This window comes from Halopseudomonas pelagia, from assembly GCF_009497895.1.
GTDB lineage: Bacteria > Pseudomonadota > Gammaproteobacteria > Pseudomonadales > Pseudomonadaceae > Halopseudomonas > Halopseudomonas pelagia_A.
Map to the genome: position 1 here is coordinate 1,016,982 of NZ_CP033116.1, position 17,797 is coordinate 1,034,778.

At 59.0% G+C, this 17,797-nt stretch carries 15 protein-coding genes; 6 read left to right on the forward strand and 9 right to left on the reverse strand.

Annotated elements, in window-relative coordinates; translation table 11 throughout:
- Positions 1-540: 540 nt before the first annotated feature.
- The 5 genes from EAO82_RS04850 to dksA form a co-directional block, all read right to left on the reverse strand.
- Positions 541-1,974: a sigma-54-dependent transcriptional regulator gene (locus EAO82_RS04850; protein ID WP_096347912.1), complete on the reverse strand. Its 1,434-nt coding sequence runs from the start codon at positions 1,972-1,974 to the stop codon at positions 541-543.
- Positions 1,975-2,009: 35 nt separating this feature from the next.
- Positions 2,010-4,961, reverse strand: coding sequence for a sensor histidine kinase (locus EAO82_RS04855; RefSeq protein ID WP_096347913.1), 2,952 nt, complete (start codon positions 4,959-4,961; stop codon positions 2,010-2,012).
- The gene (locus EAO82_RS04860; protein ID WP_022964510.1) at positions 4,945-5,121 is read right to left on the reverse strand and encodes a hypothetical protein; all 177 of its coding nucleotides are present in this window, start codon (positions 5,119-5,121) and stop codon (positions 4,945-4,947) included. The genes EAO82_RS04855 and EAO82_RS04860 overlap by 17 nt, the downstream gene beginning before the upstream one ends.
- A gap of 138 nt (positions 5,122-5,259) precedes the next feature.
- A complete protein-coding gene (gene gluQRS / locus EAO82_RS04865; RefSeq protein ID WP_096347914.1) occupies positions 5,260-6,195 on the reverse strand; it encodes a tRNA glutamyl-Q(34) synthetase GluQRS in 936 nt (311 codons plus the stop codon).
- A 122-nt stretch (positions 6,196-6,317) separates the two neighbouring features.
- Positions 6,318-6,761 carry an RNA polymerase-binding protein DksA gene (gene dksA / locus EAO82_RS04870; RefSeq protein ID WP_096347915.1) on the reverse strand — a complete coding sequence of 148 codons (444 nt, stop codon included), beginning with the start codon at positions 6,759-6,761 and terminating at the stop codon, positions 6,318-6,320.
- 230 nt (positions 6,762-6,991) lie between these two features.
- On the opposite strand from dksA, the gene EAO82_RS04875 reads away from it, so the two are divergent.
- Entirely contained in the window at positions 6,992-8,170 is a 1,179-nt protein-coding gene (locus EAO82_RS04875) for a pyridoxal phosphate-dependent aminotransferase (RefSeq protein ID WP_096347933.1), read from the forward strand.
- Positions 8,164-8,895, forward strand: coding sequence for a DNA/RNA nuclease SfsA (sfsA, locus tag EAO82_RS04880; protein WP_410402951.1), 732 nt, complete (start codon positions 8,164-8,166; stop codon positions 8,893-8,895). Before EAO82_RS04875 ends, sfsA begins: the two co-directional genes overlap by 7 nt.
- Here the strand turns inward: sfsA and EAO82_RS04885 are convergent.
- Complete coding sequence (locus EAO82_RS04885; protein WP_096347916.1) at positions 8,867-9,208, reverse strand: Rieske (2Fe-2S) protein; 342 nt, start codon at positions 9,206-9,208, stop codon at positions 8,867-8,869. The two genes, sfsA and EAO82_RS04885, sit on opposite strands and share 29 nt — an antisense overlap.
- 153 nt (positions 9,209-9,361) lie before the next feature.
- On the opposite strand from EAO82_RS04885, the gene EAO82_RS04890 reads away from it, so the two are divergent.
- Genes EAO82_RS04890 through EAO82_RS04900 form a run of 3 tightly spaced genes read left to right on the forward strand, consistent with a single transcriptional unit; the run spans position 9,362 to position 12,063 of the window.
- Positions 9,362-10,420: a FecCD family ABC transporter permease gene (locus EAO82_RS04890; protein WP_096347917.1), complete on the forward strand. Its 1,059-nt coding sequence runs from the start codon at positions 9,362-9,364 to the stop codon at positions 10,418-10,420.
- A complete protein-coding gene (locus EAO82_RS04895; protein ID WP_096347918.1) occupies positions 10,420-11,184 on the forward strand; it encodes a heme ABC transporter ATP-binding protein in 765 nt (254 codons plus the stop codon). Before EAO82_RS04890 ends, EAO82_RS04895 begins: the two co-directional genes overlap by 1 nt.
- A 9-nt stretch (positions 11,185-11,193) precedes the next feature.
- Entirely contained in the window at positions 11,194-12,063 is an 870-nt protein-coding gene (locus EAO82_RS04900) for a ChaN family lipoprotein (protein ID WP_096347919.1), read from the forward strand.
- 221 nt (positions 12,064-12,284) lie between these two features.
- On the opposite strand, the gene EAO82_RS04905 is transcribed toward EAO82_RS04900, so the two are convergent.
- The 3 genes from EAO82_RS04905 to EAO82_RS04915 all read right to left on the reverse strand — a co-directional run bounded on the left by EAO82_RS04905 (position 12,285) and on the right by EAO82_RS04915 (position 15,320).
- On the reverse strand, positions 12,285-13,079 hold the full coding sequence (locus EAO82_RS04905) for a cyclic nucleotide-binding domain-containing protein (protein WP_096347920.1): 795 nt from the start codon (positions 13,077-13,079) through the stop codon (positions 12,285-12,287).
- 182 nt (positions 13,080-13,261) lie between these two features.
- On the reverse strand, positions 13,262-13,540 hold the full coding sequence (locus EAO82_RS04910; protein ID WP_096347935.1) for a TfoX/Sxy family protein: 279 nt from the start codon (positions 13,538-13,540) through the stop codon (positions 13,262-13,264).
- Between the two features lie 232 nt (positions 13,541-13,772).
- Positions 13,773-15,320 carry an AAA family ATPase gene (locus tag EAO82_RS04915; protein WP_096347921.1) on the reverse strand — a complete coding sequence of 516 codons (1,548 nt, stop codon included), beginning with the start codon at positions 15,318-15,320 and terminating at the stop codon, positions 13,773-13,775.
- Positions 15,321-15,471: 151 nt separating this feature from the next.
- Between EAO82_RS04915 and mrcB the strand changes: the two genes are divergently transcribed.
- Positions 15,472-17,793 (forward strand): penicillin-binding protein 1B, encoded by a 2,322-nt coding sequence (gene mrcB, locus EAO82_RS04920; protein WP_143520377.1) that lies wholly within the window; start codon positions 15,472-15,474, stop codon positions 17,791-17,793.
- Positions 17,794-17,797: the final 4 nt, after the last annotated feature.

Consider the following 17,797-nt stretch of genomic DNA (forward strand, 5'->3'; position numbering starts at 1 on the left):
GTTTTTGTTAGGCAGAGGCGACAGTGTCGCCCTGTGACCAACCCTCCCGGGTTATCCAAAAACAAACGGATTGCTTTGGAAGCTTATTATCCTGCTCAGGCCTATCATTGGCATTGGACTGTCCGGTTGCTCAAGCAACTTTTATTGTTCTCTGTCCAATCGAACTTCCTGTTCGCAGAGGGGGAGACACATTCTCCAAAAAAATCAGTTTGCTACGACTCGCACGTTTTATTTTTATTATGTGTGTAGTCAGATTTTATTTTTATTATGTTTGCTTGGTTTTTATTGTTGTTATGCCAGATATAAAGCATTTGCCGTGCCAACATTTGAAATGTGTTTTAAAACAAGGGGTTGATGAATTTGCGGAATTTCTGTATCGCTGCCTGCGAGAGGATTCGTTACCTATCAACCCGCTGAAGTGTTACGGGGTTGGCATTTGCGGTAACAGTTGCGCGGGGCGGATGGGGGGTAACAGGTAACATTCTCCGATTTTTTGCCAGCACTGCGTCTACTGCGCGCTTTTGATGCCGCTCTGCGGCATCAGGAATTGGCGGTTTTCTTGCGTGGAATGCCCAGCCGTTGGCGGCGCTCCCACAGGCATTTGCGACTGATGCCGAGCTTGTTGGCCAGCTCGGTTTCGGTCATGTGCTCCTGGTGCTCGAGCACGAAATGCTGGAAGTAGTCTTCCAGTGACAAGTCTTCGGTGGGTTCATGACTGACACTGTCGGTGTGCTGCATGGTTTCCAGGGCGTTGGCGGCCTGGGAGGCACGTTCGTGCTCCAGATCCAGCTCTATGCCCAGCAGGTCGGGTGTGATGGCGTCTTCGTCGCAGAGTATTGCCGCACGCTCAACGGCGTTTTCCAGTTCGCGCACGTTGCCGGGCCAGGTATGCAGGCGAATCGCGTGCATGGCCGCTTCGGTGAAGTGCATACCTTGCTGGTTCATCTTGTCGCCCGCGCGCTTGAGCAGGGCTTGGGCAATCAACATGACATCTTCGCCGCGTTCGCGCAGCGGCGGCAGACGCAGTTCAATGACATTCAGCCGGTAGAATAAATCTTCACGAAACAGGCCCTGACGGGCCAGGGTCTTCAGGTCGCGGTGCGTGGCTGCGACCAGGCGTACGTTAACCTTGTGCGATTGCACCGAGCCGACCCGGCGAATTTCACCTTCCTGCAATACGCGCAACAGCCGGGCCTGAGCCTCTAGAGGCAGTTCGCCGATTTCATCGAGGAACAGCGTACCGCCATCGGCGGCTTCTACCAGCCCAGTGCGGCCTGCAGTGGCGCCGGTAAAGGCGCCTTTTTCATGCCCGAAGAGTTCGGATTCAATCAGCGTTTCCGGAATGGCGGCGCAGTTGACCGAAATCATTGGTGCCTTGGCGCGCCGCGAGTTCTCGTGCAGCGCCCGCGCCACCAGTTCCTTGCCGGTGCCGGACTCACCTTGAATCAGCACGGTGGAGTCGGTGGGTGCTACTTTATTGATGCGCTTGAACAGCGTTTGCATGGGCGCACAAGAGCCGATGATGCCCATCGAATGGCCACTGCCGGTGGCGACCTGGGCAGGCTCTTTGCTGCTGTTTCTGCTCTCCGGATTGCCGATACTCGGTGCCTGAGTCCGCCGCGCCTGGCTGTCGTTGATGATGCGTGCGACGGCCTGGAGCATTTCCTCGTGATCGAAGGGTTTGGCGATATAGTCCACCGCGCCGAGCTTCATCGAGTCCACCGCCGAGCGCAGGCTCGCATAGCTGGTCATGATCAGCACTGGTGTGTCCGGCGCTTTACGGATCATTTCCGTGCCGGGCTCGCCGGGCAGGCGCAGGTCGCTGACGATCAGGTCAAAACTGTTCAGGTCGTAGCGCTCAACGGCTTCGCCTACGGAGCCAGCTTCGCTGACTTGATACTGGTGACGCTCTAACAGGCGGCGCAGGGCGGAGCGAATAATGGCTTCGTCTTCAACTACCAGGATATGCGACATAGTTACCTCGTGCGGTGCAGGCCTGAACCCAGGGGTCAGGCACTCGCACCGGTGCTCAATACGCTGTAGCGCGGCAGCGTTACGGTAAAGCGGGTGCCACGCTTGAGAGTTGGATCTGCCGGACTATCCACGGTGATCTGCCCATAGTGCTCTTCGATAATCGAGTAGACCAGTGCCAATCCGAGCCCTGTTCCTGTCCCTGGTTGCTTGGTAGTGAAGAAGGGCTCGAATAGTCGATCCATGATGGCTTTGTCTATGCCACTGCCTTGATCCTCGACCATTAGCAGGACCTGATGCTCGTTCTGTTGGGTGGAGACGGTGATGCGATCACCGTTGCTGCTGGCGTCCCGCGCGTTGCCAAGCAGGTTGATCAGCACTTGTACCAATCGTTGGCTATCACCGGCGGCGACATGGTCCGGATGGCACAGGTTAACATAAATCACTTCCGGGCCCTGCCGGTTGAGTGACAACAGATGTATCGCCTCGTTGGTGCAGGCCGCCAGATCGACTTCATCATTGGCGTTGTTGTGGCGGCTGCCGACATGCGCAAAGTTGACCAGCGATTGCACAATACGCGAGATGCGGTGGGTCTGTTCGATCACCTGTTCAGCCATTTCCCGCGCTTCCGGCTGATCAGACTCCTCTCGCAGATTCTGCGCCAGACAGGCGATGCCGGTTACCGGGTTGCCGATCTCGTGCGCCACACCGGCAGCCAGCCGACCAATGGAAGCCAGGCGCTCGGAGTGCATCAGCTCATCTTCGAGCATGCGCGTTTCAGTCTGGTCTTCGATCAGCAGCACCAACCCACTGGAGGCATTATTGCCCGGTTCGTCGATCGCCGCTTTGTGCAGGTTGAGCCATTGGGTATGACCGTTGACCAGCAATTTCTGCTTGTGCAGGTGCGCGGACTGGTCGGCGACAAAGCGTTCAAGCAGTTCATTCCAGGGCTCGGGCAGATTGCTCAGACGCGAGCCGATCACCGTTTCAGCGTCGATCCCGGTCAACGCCTGCATGGCGCGATTCCACATTAATACTTCGTTGTCCTTGGCCAGCGAGCAGACGCCCATGGGCAAGTCCTGCAAGGTTTGCCGGTGGTAGCGGCGCAACGCGTCCAGTTCAGCCGCCAGGCCGGTCAGCCGCGAGTGGTAGTCCTCAAGGCGGTTTTCGATAAAGTGAATGTCTTCGGTAACGTAACCTTCGCGCGCCAGTTTGAACGGCAGGAAGGTTTCGATAATGTCCTGGGCTACAGCCGGGCCCATCAGCCCGGACAGGTTAGCTTCCAGCCGATCGCGCAGACGCCGCAACGCGTAAGGCCTTCGCTCATCAAAGGGCAATTGCAGGTCGCGCAGCGCTTGCTCGACCTCTTGCTGAGCGGTTTTGTTACCCAGCGGCTTGGCTAACTGCTGAGCGAACTCCTGGGGGGAATTGGCCAACAGCTCCATGCGTTGCGGACGGCTGACGTTATCTACCGAGCACGCTTCGGCGGCACTGCGTTCTTCACTGGAGCGCTGGGTAAACAGTGACACTGTGGTAAACACAAAGATGTTTGCCGCCAGTGAAGCGATCGCCGCCAGATGCCAGGTGTCGGCGTTGAAACTGAGCGCCTGCCCGAACAGCTGGACCCCGGTCAGTTCGGTAACCAGAGGCAGCAGCAAGGTCAGGCACCAGACCAGCATGCCGGCGATCAGGCCGCCAATAAAGCCACGGCGATTCGCCTGTGGCCAGTAGAGTACCGACAGCGCTCCGGGCAGAAACTGTACCGTTGCGACGAAGGAAGCGATACCCAGATTGGCCAGGTCCTGCTCGGCACCCAGCAGGCGATAGAAGCCGTAGCTGGCCATGATGATGGCAGCGATCAGTGTGCGCCGGGTCCAGAGTAGCCAGCGGTAGATGTTGTTGTCGGCACTGGGTTGGTACACCGGCAGTACCAGATGGTTGAGGACCATGCCGGACAGCGCCAGGGTGACCACGATTATCAGGCCGCTGGCGGCAGACAGTCCGCCGATAAATGCCAGCAACGTGAGCCAGTCCGCGCCCGCGGCCACGCCCAGTCCGAGGGTGAAGTATTCGGGATTGGTTGGTACGTTAAGGTGCAAGCCAGCCCAGAGAATCGGCGGGACCGCCAGGCTGATCAGCAACAGAAACAGCGGCAGCCCCCAACTGGCCACGGCCATTGAGCGCGGATTGATATTCTCGGTAAAGGCCATGTGATACATGTGTGGCATAACGATCGCAGCGGCAAAAAACACCAGCAGCAAGGTGCGCCAGGGGCCTTCCTGCAAGGGCGTATGCAAGGTGGTCAACGCTTGCTGGTTGTTGGTCAGCCAGGTTTCCAGTCCTGCCGGGCCACCGAAGACGCCATAGAGTGCGTAGAGGCCAACTGCGCCGATGGCGATCAGTTTGACCAGCGACTCAAAAGCAATCGCGATCACCAGGCCTTCATGTTTTTCCCGGGTGGAGATGTGCCGGGCGCCGAACAGGATGGCAAACAGGGTAATCAGCACGCAGAAGCCCAGCGCCACGGAGTTCTGACCGGATTCCTGCGTCAGGATCTGTACCGAATCGGCCACCGCCTGGATCTGCAGCGCCAGCAGTGGCAGAACGCCGATCAACATGAATATCGTCGTCAGCGTGCCAGCCAGGGTGCTGCGAAAACGGAACGCAAACAGGTCGGCGAGTGACGAGAGCTGATAGGTGCGGGTAATGCGCAAAATCGGGCTGAGCAGTACCGGGGCCAGCAAGAACGCGCCGCAAACGCCCAGGTAATAGGTCAGAAAGCCATAGCCGTACTGATAGGCCAGGCCGACGGTGCCGTAGAACGCCCAGGCACTGGCGTAAACACCCAGCGACAGGGTGTACACCGCCGGGTGGCTCATCAATGCCCGTGGCAGCAGACCCCGCTCGGTTACCCAGGCAACGCCGAACAGCGTCATCAGGTAGAGGATGCTGATCAGCAGTAAATGGCTTAGGTCAAAGCTCGTCGGCATCTTTCGGACTCTGTAGAAGAATGCCGGCAATGATCAGAATCAGCCAGAGGACGTAGGGACGGTACCAGGCACCCTGTGGTTCGATCCACCAGTCCATGATGGCTGGGGAGAACAGGTAGATGCCAATCACCAACAGCAGTACCAGGCGGTAGATGTACATGGGCTTCCGTCGTTTCGGGGCAGTATGTGCGCTGCAATTCAGTGCTGGCGCGCGCCGGACATGGTGCCTTGTGCCGGCGAATAATGCACTAGGTTAATCAGCCGCTGAAGGCTTGCCAAGGGCCAGCAGTGGCTTCGGTCAGACAGCGGGCAGTTGATCCTGAAGAATCTCGCGCGTGACAGGCAGGCGCGAAGGATCCCAGTGCGCGGCGCCCCATGCCAGTTGCTCGGCGGGGGGTGCACCGTGCAGCTCGGCCGGCGGCGCTTGATACAATGCGGCCAGCGCCTGGTACAGCGTGACACTGGCGAGCGCCGGGTCCAGCGGTTTGGAACCGAGTCGCTTGCTGAGCTTTTCACCCTGCTGGCGAACCACCAATGGTGTATGCAAGTAGCGTGGAGGGCGTGCTCCAAGCAGTGCGTAGAGGTGCAGTTGGCGCGGCGTGGAGTCGAGCAGGTCGGCACCGCGGACCACGTCAGTGACGCCCTGGGCGATATCATCCATGACCACGGCCAACTGATAAGCGACTATGCCGTCGCGCCGGCGGATGACAAAATCACCGAGTTCGCTGGGTAGGTGCTGGCTGTAGTGGCCTTGCAGGCGGTCGACGAAGCTGTAATGTCCATCAGCACGATTATCAGTGCGTATACGCACCGCATGATCCTTGGCGGGTGGCAGGTTGCGGTCACGGCAGGTGCCGGGATAGATGCCCTGGTAAGGCGCCAGATCGCTACGTGAGCAGTCGCAGTAATACGCATGGCCTTGATCGATCAGCGCTTGAATCTGTTGTTGGTACAGCAGCTGGCGCTCACTTTGCACCCACACTTCGCCCTGCGGGTGCATGCCGAAGGCTGCCAGCGTGGCGAGAATATGCTCTGCGGCACCGGGTTTATTGCGCGGCAGATCAAGATCCTCCATCCGGACCAGCCAGGTACCCTGGCGATGATGTGCGTCCAGATAGCTGGCCACCGCAGCCAGCAATGAACCGAAATGCAGATAGCCGCTTGGGGTCGGCGCAAAACGTCCGATATAGGGTAGAGCAGCGTCTTGAGAGTAGGCTGGTGAGGTTGCCGGCATGGCTAGATCAGCCTTGGCTGGGGATACGATAAGCGAGCCAGACCGGAAACGGTCCTGGCGTCTATCACTGCAACCGGCCTGCTACCCGAAGCGGGCAAGGGCCGGTTGTAGCGAAAAACGGATCAGCTACCTACCTGCTTTTCCTTGATCTCTGCAAGCGTCTTGCAGTCGATGCACAGGGTGGCAGTTGGGCGCGCTTCCAGACGGCGAATGCCGATTTCCACGCCGCATGAATCGCAGAAGCCGTAATCGTCTTCCTCGATACGCTGCAGTGTCTGATCGATTTTCTTGATCAGCTTGCGTTCACGATCACGTGCGCGCAACTCGAGGCTGAACTCTTCTTCCTGACTGGCGCGGTCGGCCGGGTCGGGGAAGTTGGCGGCTTCATCCTGCATGTGATGCACGGTGCGATCCACTTCCTCCATCAGCTCTTTTTTCCAGCCGTTGAGGATCGAGGCGAAATGCGCAAGCTGTTGCTCGCTCATATATTCTTCGCCTTTCTTTTCCTTGTAGGGCGCAAACCCGCGAATCAACATAGAACTTTTTTCTTTGGCATTGCTGGGCATGAGAACCCCTCACTTTTAGCTCGATCGTCCTGTGTCAGGCCTACGTCTAGATGACCTGAGGGTGCAGCCACTGGCGTGCAAGCGGGCAAAACTACCAGAACATGATCAAGCGCGCTACTGTTTGCCGCCAGAAGGTGAGCAGATGTTTGGCAAGCCCCGTTAAATGGGGCTCAAACAGGCTGCTTGAACGGGACCGAGAAGGTATGATTCGGGCTTTTGCGGAGAACAGCATGCGTCAGCCACAGTGGGCAGGCCGTAGTCGCGATATTCAGCCATTTCATGTCATGGCGGTGCTGGCGCGCGCCAAGGCGCTGGAAGCGGCCGGGCGTGATGTGATCCATATGGAAATTGGTGAGCCGGATTTTTCCACTCCCCTGCCGATCGTTCGCGCTGGCCAGGCCGCGCTGGGCGACGGTTGTACCGGGTATACCTCAGCACTCGGCTTGCCAGCTCTGCGTGAGGCGATCGCCGGTCTCTACAAGTCGCGCTATGGCATTGACCTTAACCCCGAGCGAGTGGTGATTACCCCCGGCGGCTCCGCCGCACTGCTGTTGATTAGTGCCTTGCTGGTTGAGGCTGGCCAGGAAGTGCTGATGGCCGATCCGTCTTATCCATGTAATCGCCACTTTCTGCGACTGGTCGAAGCCCGCGCCCGATTGGTGCCGACCGGCCCGGACACCGCTTATCAATTGACGCCGGAGCTGATCGAGGCGCACTGGTCTGCACAGTGCGCCGCAGTGCTGGCGGCGTCTCCGGCAAATCCGACCGGCACCATGCTCAGCGCTGCCGAGCTGAAGGCAATGGCTGACACCACCCGGCGGCTCGGCGGTCACCTGGTAGTGGATGAGATCTATCACGGCCTGACCTACGGCTGCCAGGCCAGCTCAGTGCTTGAAGTTGCACCGGATGCCTTTGTGCTCAACAGCTTCTCCAAGTACTTCGGCATGACCGGATGGCGTCTTGGTTGGCTGGTAGCGCCTGAAGCGGCGGTGCCCGAGCTGGAGAAGCTGGCCCAGAACCTGTATATCTGCGCGCCGCATATGGCCCAGCAAGCTGCCCTGGCCGCATTCACGGAGGAGACCCTGGCGATTTGCGAGTCACGCCGTGAGGCTTTTCAGGCGCGGCGTGATTTTCTGTTGCCAGGCCTGCGTGATCTGGGCTTTCAGATTCCGGTGACGCCGCAGGGCGCCTTTTACCTTTACGCGGATATGCAGCAATTGGGCGGCGAGAGCGATGCGCTCTGCCAGCATCTGATCGAATCCGAGTACCTGGCGGTAACCCCAGGGCTGGATTTTGGGCATTACCGCTCCAACCAGCATATGCGCTTCGCTTATACCGCCTCGGTCGAGCGCTTGGGTCAGGCGTTGGATCGTCTCGCGCGCGGGCTCAAGCAGTGGCCTGGATGCTGATTCCTTTTGAAGCACCGCTGCTGCCGGGGATATTGATTCGCCGCTACAAGCGCTTTCTAGCGGATATCCTGCTGGACGACGGCCGCGAGCTGGTGCTGCACTGTCCCAATACCGGCTCGATGAAAAATTGTGCGCAGCCTGGCAGCCGTGTCTGGGTTGATATACAGAACAAACCGGGCCGCAAACTGCCGGGTACTTGGGAGTTGGTCGAGGTCGCTCCCGGCCAACTGGCCTGCATCCACAGCGCTCGGGCCAACCGAGTGATGGCTGCGGCGTTGAAAGCCGAGCTGATTGCCCCGCTAGCCGGATTTGCCGTGCAGCGCCCGGAGGTCAAGTTGCCTGAAGGGCTTAGCCGCTTCGATTTTCTGCTCAGCGAGCCCGGTGAGTGTGTCGTCGAGGTCAAAAGCGTGACGCTGGCGCTGGGTGATGGTCTGGGCGCCTTTCCCGACGCGGTCAGTTTGCGTGGGCAAAAACATTTGCTGGAGCTGATCGAGGTGGTGGCCAGTGGTCGACGAGCCTGCCTGCTGTTCTGTGTGATGCATTCAGGCATCACCCACGTCCGCCCGGCGGACGAGATTGATCCGGTATATGGGGCTTGCCTGCGTCAGGCCGCAGCGGCGGGGGTGGAGATCATCGCCTGGTCGATCAAGCCCACGCCAGCAGGGCTTCAGGTGCTGGGGCAACTGCCGGTGGACCTCAATCCAGCCACAGGTGACCGTTGCTGATATGGCAAGGCCGCGCAGTGAGGTAAGCCCCCGCGCAGGGGCCGGCTACACATTCGCCATTTTCCGGCAGAAACAGGGCACCATGGGTGGCACACTGGATGAGCCGTTCCGAGCTATCGAGAAACTGGTCCTGCACCCATTCCAACGGAATGCCGCGGTGCGGACAGCGGTTTTCGAACACAGTTACCTGGTCGCCCTGGCGTACGGCAAAAAGGGCCTGACCCTGGTGCATCAGGCCCTTGCTGCCGGGATCGGTCAGTTCATCCAGACGGCACAGGGGTTGCGGTAAGAAGTCGTCGATTGGCTGGGTCATGGGCTGATTATCGCCACACTGGGCGAGGGATGCCAGCTTTGCTCGGGCACAGGCTCAGGTGTCGATTGTGACTTTCCATTAACGGAGGCTGGCATTGGTCCCGCATCTAAGCCGACAATCAGCGCAGATTTTGCAGGCGCAAAGGAGTAACGGATGGAAGCGGCTCCCCGGTTAAGACCGGTGATCATGATCATATTGGTGGTGCTGTTGCTGATTGCGACAGCGCTGTCGCTGACGCTGGGTGCCGTGGCTATTCCTCTGCTGGAAAGCCTGCAAGCGTTAATCAGCATGCTGTGGCCGTTCTCAGCGTCGTTTTCAGTGCCTGCCGACAGCCAACTGATTATCGAACAGATTCGCTTGCCGCGTACGCTGATGGGTTTGCTGGTGGGGGCGACCCTGGCACTGACCGGCGCCGTCATGCAGGGCCTGTTTCGTAATCCATTGGCCGATCCGGGCTTGATCGGTGTGTCTAGCGGTGCGGCGCTGGGCGCTGCCTTGATGATAGTACTGGGCGCTTGGATGGCGGTGGGTTTGCCGGAGGCACTGCTGCCATATCTGACCGTCGCCGGAGCCTTTATTGGCGGAGTAGCGACGACATTACTGGTCTATCGTCTCGGGCAAACCGCTCAGGGCACGTCGGTGGCGAGCATGTTGCTCGCTGGTATCGCCATTGCGGCCATCAGTGGCGCCTTGATCGGGCTGCTGAGCTACCTCGCCGATGACCGCATGCTGCGCACGCTGATCTTCTGGAATATGGGCAGTCTGGGCGCAGCCAGCTACGAGCGAGTAGCTGTGCTGGCGCTGTGCTGCGCCTTGATCGGCTGGCGCCTGCCACGCCAGGCACGCGCGTTGAATGCGTTGCTGCTGGGCGAATCGGAAGCGCGGCATCTGGGTATAGAGGTGGAGCGGGTCAAGCGCGAACTGATTCTGCTCACCGCGCTGGGCGTTGGCGCCTGTGTCGCAGTGGCGGGGCTGATCGGGTTTGTCGGGCTGGTGGTCCCGCACCTGGTGCGGCTGTTGCTCGGCCCGGATCACCGCCGGGTTCTACCCGCATCGATGCTGCTTGGCGCGGCGCTGCTGTTATTGGCTGATGTCGTAGCGAGGCTGGTGATAGCCCCCGCCGAGTTGCCCATTGGCATTCTTACGTCGCTGTTGGGTGGGCCGTTTTTTCTCGCGCTATTGCTGCGGGCGCAGCGTCGGGGAGGTTTGTAATGCTGCAAGCCACACAACTGAGCTGCGCGCGCGGGGGCTGCGAGATCCTTCGCGGCATCGATTTCGAGTTACGCTCTGGTGAAGTGCTCGCTGTGCTGGGCACCAACGGCGCGGGTAAAAGCACCTTGTTGGCGACGCTGAGCAATGAGCTGCCGGCTTTCAGCGGCAGCATTCATCTGGCTGGCCGCGCGCTCGGCAGTTGGCCGGCCCTGGAGCGCGCCCGGCGTCTTGCGGTGTTACCGCAATCCTCTTCTCTGGCATTCGCGTTCAGTGTTGAGGATGTCGTCGCGCTGGGTCGCTTGCCGCATATCAGTGGACGCCAGCGCGATATGCAGATTATTGGCGAAGCGATGCTGGCAGCCGATGTGGCGCATTTGCGTGGTCGCAGCTACCTGGCATTGTCCGGCGGCGAACGCCAGCGCGTACATCTGGCCCGGGTGCTGGCGCAGATTTGGGATGCCGGCGAGCAGGCTTGCCTGTTGCTTGACGAGCCGACTGCGTCCCTGGATCTGGCTCATCAGCAATTGATTCTCGAACAGGCGCGGCAGGTAGCCCAACGCGGCGGCGCGGTGATGTTGGTGCTGCATGATCTGAATCTGGCCGCGCGTTACGCCGACCGCCTGCTGATGCTGGATCGCGGAACCACGGCGGCGCTGGGGTCGCCGTGGCAGGTACTTGAGGCGGCTCGCATTCAGCAGGTGTTCAACGTCGCCGTGCGCGTCGAGCAACATCCACAGCAGAATTGTCCACTGATTATCGTTTGAGGTGTGCTTATGGGTCGGCGCTTGGTTGCCGTGCTGATGTTGATCGTTGCTCCCGCGCTTGGGGCGCAGACATTGCCCGATTGGATCAGCCCGCAAGGGCATGATGAACCTAACGTCGGCCGAATACTCGATACCGCCAGCGGCCAATGGCACAGCCCGCAGACGTTGCTACCGCGCCTGGCCGAGGCAGACTATCTGGTGCTGGGCGAGCAGCATGACAATCCGGACCACCACGCGTTGCAGCTGTGGTTGCTGGAGGCTATGGCGCAGCGGCGCGACCAGGCCACGGTGGCGCTGGAAATGCTCGATGCCGATCAACAGCCGGCGGTAGAGGCACTGCAAAAGCATAAAGCCTTGCCTGATCCGCAAATGCTGGCGGCCAGCCTGAATTGGGCTGAGGGTTGGGACTGGGCGCTATACGGGCCGATCGTGCGTTGGGCGTTGAAACATGCTGATGCACTGGTGGCGGCCAATTTGACCGACACTGAAATACGCGGCCTATATCAACAGCCGCCCGCGAACAGCGATGTTTATGACGAACAAGCGCGTAATGCGCTGCTTGAGATGATTGCCCAATCGCATTGTGACCGCCTGCCGCAGGAGCATTTCCCCGCGATGCTGGCGGTGCAGCAGGGGCGCGATCAACGCATGGCGCAGGTGCTCGGCAGCGCAGCCACGCCCGCAGTGATATTGGTGGGTAGCGTACATGCGCGCAAGGATCTGGGGCTGGCGCTGCACTGGCGCAACGCAAACGCCGAGGCGCCTTTGACGCTGATCATGGTCGAGGCGGGCAAGCCGTTACCTGGGCCCGAGCAGGCTGATCTGGTCTGGTTGACCGCGGCTTTGCCGGCGCAGGATTATTGTGCGGGATGGGAATAGGTCTGGGGTTCAGACGGTGATCAGTAATACACGCTCTGCGGAGGGCGCAAAACAGCCTTTCGATCAGGCAAAAAAATGGCCCGCTCAGTGAGCGGGCCTAATCCGTGATTAGCCTGATGAGGAGATAACCGCTTGGAGCAAGCTGTTATCAACAAGTCATCTCGCGACGACTTGTTGATAATGATATAGATTCTCATTCTCACGTCAAGGGCTAATGTGAATTATTTTGCAGCCTGCTTGTAGTGGGTCAGTTCCTTGTTCATCAGATCAATACGCCGGGCCATGCTTTCGATCAGGCTATGCGCGATGCGGGGGTTGCTCTGCATCAATGCCAGGAACTGCTCCTTGGGGATCATCATCACGGTGGTCGGGGCACTGGCAGTCACGGTGGCCGAGCGCTTTTCCCGGGTAAAAAGGGCCATGGCGCCAAAGATCTCATCCTTTTGCACGTCACCGACCTTTATGCCTTCAACGAAGGCTTCGGCATGGCCTTCGGTAATGATGAACACGTGATCGGCATCGTCGCCCTGGCGAATCAGTTCGGCGCCCGCCGGGAAGTGTTGAAAGCCTGTTACCGGACGCACTTCCGGTGGGCGACTATGCGCGAGCGCATCGGACATCAATGCCGCCTGGCCAAGAATATATTGGGTGAATTGCTCCTGACGCTGGCTGCTGGCATGGATGTGCTTGAACAGGGCTTCGCGATCAAACGGCAACAGCACCAGCGGCTCTTCACTCTTGTACGTACAGGGGGCGGTGTTCAGGCCCTGGCGCAGGCCAATCAAATCGCCTTCCTGGACGTAGAAAATCGGTTTGTCTTCTATTTCGGCATGCAGCAAGCCGCTTTGCAGCAGATAGATGCGGTTGTTGCCAATGTGCTGGTACAAGTCCGCTACCGCATCGAGCTCAATGGGTGGACCACAGGGGGCTAACCCCTGAAGCAACTGCTCGGGAATACGCTGCAAGGTATTGATAAGCTTTTCAGCGTAGGGAGGCTGGTCACCGATAAGGTACATAGACGAATTCCTTTTATGTTTATTCCACCTTGCCGGGGTGTCAGCTGTGGTGTGACAGGCACCCGGTAAACTCAGCGGCTATGCCATAAGATACTGTAGTGCACCCAGAGACTGCCAACATAAATTGCCGGTTGCAGGGAGGCAAGCTGTCTAGTATCGCAATGTGAGCTGAGTCGCCTTTCTTAGGTCGAAGACTCGTGCGCCGCCTGCTGCTGCTCAAGCTGCGCAAGCAACTGTTCCTTGTACTGGGGGTCAAGTTCATTCCAGTGCACATCTTCCAGCGCCCCCGCAATCGCGAACATCAGTGACTTCGACGCCCTGAAGCCGCGCGCTTTCACCGCGCAATAGGCGCCCACCGGTCCGCGCTGGCTCAGGTCGTCGCGATTGTGAATGCCGGTAGCATGCAGCCATTGGGCGGAGGTTTTGCCCAGATTACGCAGGGTCAGCAGCTCGTCATTGATCATGGCGTTCTCCTGCTGAATAGCTGCGCAGCAAAATGCCGACAAGAGGAAGGAGTCGCAGTTGAGCGGACAGGGCAGACAGAAAGGTGCCGACGACGGTCGGTGATGGTATTGGCATAAGATGATCCGGGCTTGTTTTTATTGGTCCCCGGAATGAGTGTAGTGCGCCCTGACCTGCACGTACAGCCAGGGCTCACTCACAGCGCGGCTGGGAAGCCGCGTGATACCTCGTTCAGAACCGCTGGCGCAATTGCGCAACCAGTTTGGCCATGCTGTCTGTGCTGTCAGTGGCTACCTGCAGGCTGATGGGTTGTTCTTCCTGGGTGAGCTCTTCGGTGTGCGCCTTTTGTTGGCGAGCAATCTCGATGTCGCCGTCAGATGGATCGCGCCCGTCTTCCCGACGCTTCTGCATCCAGGTTTCGATGGTCTCCAGTGGCGCATCGCAGTGCAGAATCAGACAGGGCGCGCCCTGGTCCTCTACCGCCTGACGCAGGATGCTGCGCTGAGCCTGTTTCAAGTTGGTGGCATCGACGATAACCGGATAACCTGCAGCCAGAATCTGGCTCGCCAGGCCGGCGAGGCGCGCATAGGTTTGCTCGCTGCGTTCCGGTGCGTAAAGCCCCTCATTCACCCCGCGGCCACCCTCCGCGCCGAACAACCGTTTGCGTTCGACGTCGGAACGGATGCGGATTGCGCCTAATTGCTCGACCAGATGCAGCGCTACCGTGCTTTTACCTGAACCGGAGATGCCGTGGGTCAGTAGTCCAAAGCGCAGTGGCACATGGGTGTAACGTTCGGCCAGATCGGTGTAGCTATGGTACCGGTCCAATACTTCCTGCCGCTCTGCCTCGCTGACGCCGTCCTGGGTTAGGCGCAGCAGTGCGACCTTGGCACGGACCATCGCTCTGTAGGCTTTGTAATAGTCAAGCAACGCCAGGCCTGCATAATCGCCGGTGTGCTCCAGATAACCATTGAGAAAGCGCTGGGCCAATTTTGTCAGGCCGCGGTCTTCAAGGTCCATGACCATGAAAGCGACATCGCCCATCACATCGGTCCAACGGAAGGCCTCATTGAACTCGATGCCGTCAAACAGAGTCACTTGCCCGTCGATCAGGGTGACATTGTCCAGATAGATATCACCGTGACACTCACGTACAAAACCTTCGGCCTTGCGTTGTGCCAGTTGGGGAATCAGGCGTTGGAAGGTAGTATGCGCCCACTGTTCCAACTGATCGAGTTGCGCCAGGTCACTGGCCTCGCTAAGCAGCGGTCGAATATGGACGAAATTGTCGGCCACCGGCTCATGCAGCTTTTCCGGTTCGCCCCAAGGGCTGTCCAGTGAGGCATGGTCAATCTCCAGGTGGAAGCTGGCGAGTCGGGTGGCCAGACTGTCGATATGGTCTGTGGTCAGGGCGCCGGCGCGCTGCAGGTTACCCAGCAGGTCTTCCTGTTGGAACTGCCGGGTCTTGACCATATATTCGATAACCGGTCCGTCACTATTGAGACTGGGTGCGGTCTCAGTGCCATGCACGGCTACCACGCCCAGGTACAGGTCTGGCGCCAGGCGACGGTTCAGACGTACCTCTTCATGACAGAAGTGCTGGCGCTGCTCAAGGCTTGAATAGTCGAGAAAGCCGAAATTGACCGGCTTCTTGATTTTGTAGACGAAGTCGCCGGTCAGCAGCACCCAGGAGATATGCGTCTCTATCACGGTGAAACCGCTGACGGGATGGTCATAGAGGTCGGGATTCTGCAGTGCTTTAAGCAGTGTCTGGCTCACGGTATATCCTTGCTTTGACAGGCAAAGGAGGCATTATGCGGGTTGGTGAAGCAGAGTCCAACCTTGAACAGGTGTCAGTTCATTTAATGACGGCATTGGTCCCATGCTGGTTGCGGCCAGGGTAATGATGAAAGTTACGGTGTAAGGAAATATGGCTAGAAAACGCAAGGCAAGCAAAAAGCAGGGTTTCTGGCGTCGCTGGTCGGGCCTGATGATCAAGTTGGGTCTGGTCGGATTGGTGTTGTTGGCAGGTCTGACTATTTATCTGGATGCGGTGGTGCAGGAGAAGTTCTCCGGTAAGCGCTGGGCTGTGCCGGCGAAGGTGTTCGCCAGGCCGCTGGAGCTGTATGTCGGCCAGCAACTGAGTCGTGATGACTTTATTACTGAGCTGTCCGCATTGGGTTATCGGACGTCGTCTGCGGTTCGTCAGCCGGGGCAGATGTCGGCGTCAGCAAGTCAGGTGGACGTACATACCCGCGGGTTCCAGTTCTTCGAAGGCACGGAGCCCTCGCAACGCTTGAGTGTGCGTTTCAACGGACGCCAAGTGGCTGCGCTGTCAGGTAGCAACGACCCGGTGATGGCGCGCATGGAGCCGTTGATGATCGGTGGTATCTATCCCGCGCACAACGAAGACCGCATTCTGGTGCGTCTGGATCAGACGCCGCCGTATCTGGTTGAAGCGCTGATTGCTACCGAAGATAGAGATTATTTCCAGCATTTTGGTGTGTCGCCCAAAGGCATCGCGCGGGCCATGTATGTGAACATGGTCGCCGGCGGGGTAGTGCAGGGCGGCAGTACGCTGACGCAGCAACTGGTGAAGAACTTCTACCTTACCAGTGAGCGCAGCCTGTTGCGCAAAGGCACAGAGGCCATCATGGCCGTGTTGCTGGAGTTGCATTATTCCAAGGAAGAAATTCTCGAAGCCTATTTGAACGAGGTGTTCCTCGGTCAGGATGGGCGCCGCGCCGTACATGGTTTTGGCCTGGCCAGTCAGTATTACTTCGCTCAGCCGCTGCATGAACTGCAACTGCATCAGGTCGCGTTGCTAGTGGCTATGGTCAAGGGGCCTTCCTATTACAACCCGCGACGGCACACCGAGCGGGCCAAGGCGCGGCGGGATCTGGTAATCGGCATGTTGGCCGAGCAGGGCATGATCAGTCCGGAGCTGGCTGCAGAAGCGCAGAAGCAGGATCTGGATGTGTCGGTGCGCGGCAGCATGGCCGACACCAGCTATCCGGCCTTTATGGATCTGGTCAAACGCCAGCTCAAGGAAGACTATCGGGATGAAGATCTGACCAGCGAAGGTCTGCGCATTTTCACCAGCTTTGATCCCCTGCTGCAGAACAAGGCAGAAAAAGCGGTGCAGTCGACCGTCAAGCGGCTTGGTCCTGCTGATGGTGACGTACCGATTGAGGCGGCCATGGTGGTAACCAGCGCGCAGGCCGGCGAGGTGCTGGCACTGGTGGGCGGCAAGGATCCGCGCTATTCCGGCTTCAACCGGGCCCTGGACGCGTCGCGTCCGATTGGCTCGTTGATCAAGCCGGCGATCTACTTGACTGCCCTGGAGAAGCCCGAGCGCTATTCGTTGACCACACTGGTTGAAGACGCGCCTATCACGCTGCAGGCCGAGCCCGGCAAAACCTGGACGCCGCAGAACTATGGTCGTACCAGTCACGGCTGGGTGCCGCTATACAAGGCTCTGGCCAATTCCTATAACCAGGCCGCCGTGCGTATTGGTATGGATGTTGGTGTGCCCGAGGTGCTGAGAACCGTGGAGCGGCTGGGCGTCCAGCATGATTGGCGGCCCTTGCCGGCAATGTTGTTGGGATCCGGCGCGATGACCCCGATGCAGGTAACGGACATGTTCCAAACCATCGCTACCGGCGGCTACAGTACGCCGCTGCGGTCGATTCGCAATGTGCTGGATGCCGAGGGTGAGCCGTTACGGCCGTATCCGTTCGAGACCCAGCAACGCTTCGAGCCGGCGACCATCTATCTGTTACAGGAGGGTATGAGCCGGGTGATGACTCAAGGTACTGGCCGCTCGGCCTACAACCATGTGGCCTCTGATGTCAGACTGGCCGGTAAGACCGGTACCACCAATGATCTGCGCGATAGCTGGTTCGCCGGGTTTTCCGATGATCTGGTTGCGGTGAGTTGGCTGGGCAGGGATGATAACGGTCCTACGCGACTAACAGGTGCTTCAGGCGCGTTGCAGGTATGGAATGCGTTTATGGGCGAAGCCCATCCACGCAGTTTGTCCAACGTCCCGCCTGCTGGCGTGGTCATGGCCTGGATAGATGAAACGACCGGTCTCGGCAGTGATCAGAGCTGCCCGGGTGCGATTCAATCCGCATTCCGTTCTGGCTATGAGCCCTTGCCTGGCCCAGGCTGCAAAACGTTGATGGATACTGAAGGCCTGAAGGAAGGCGCCAATAAGGTGCTGGATACGATTCGCGGCTGGCTGCAATAAATGG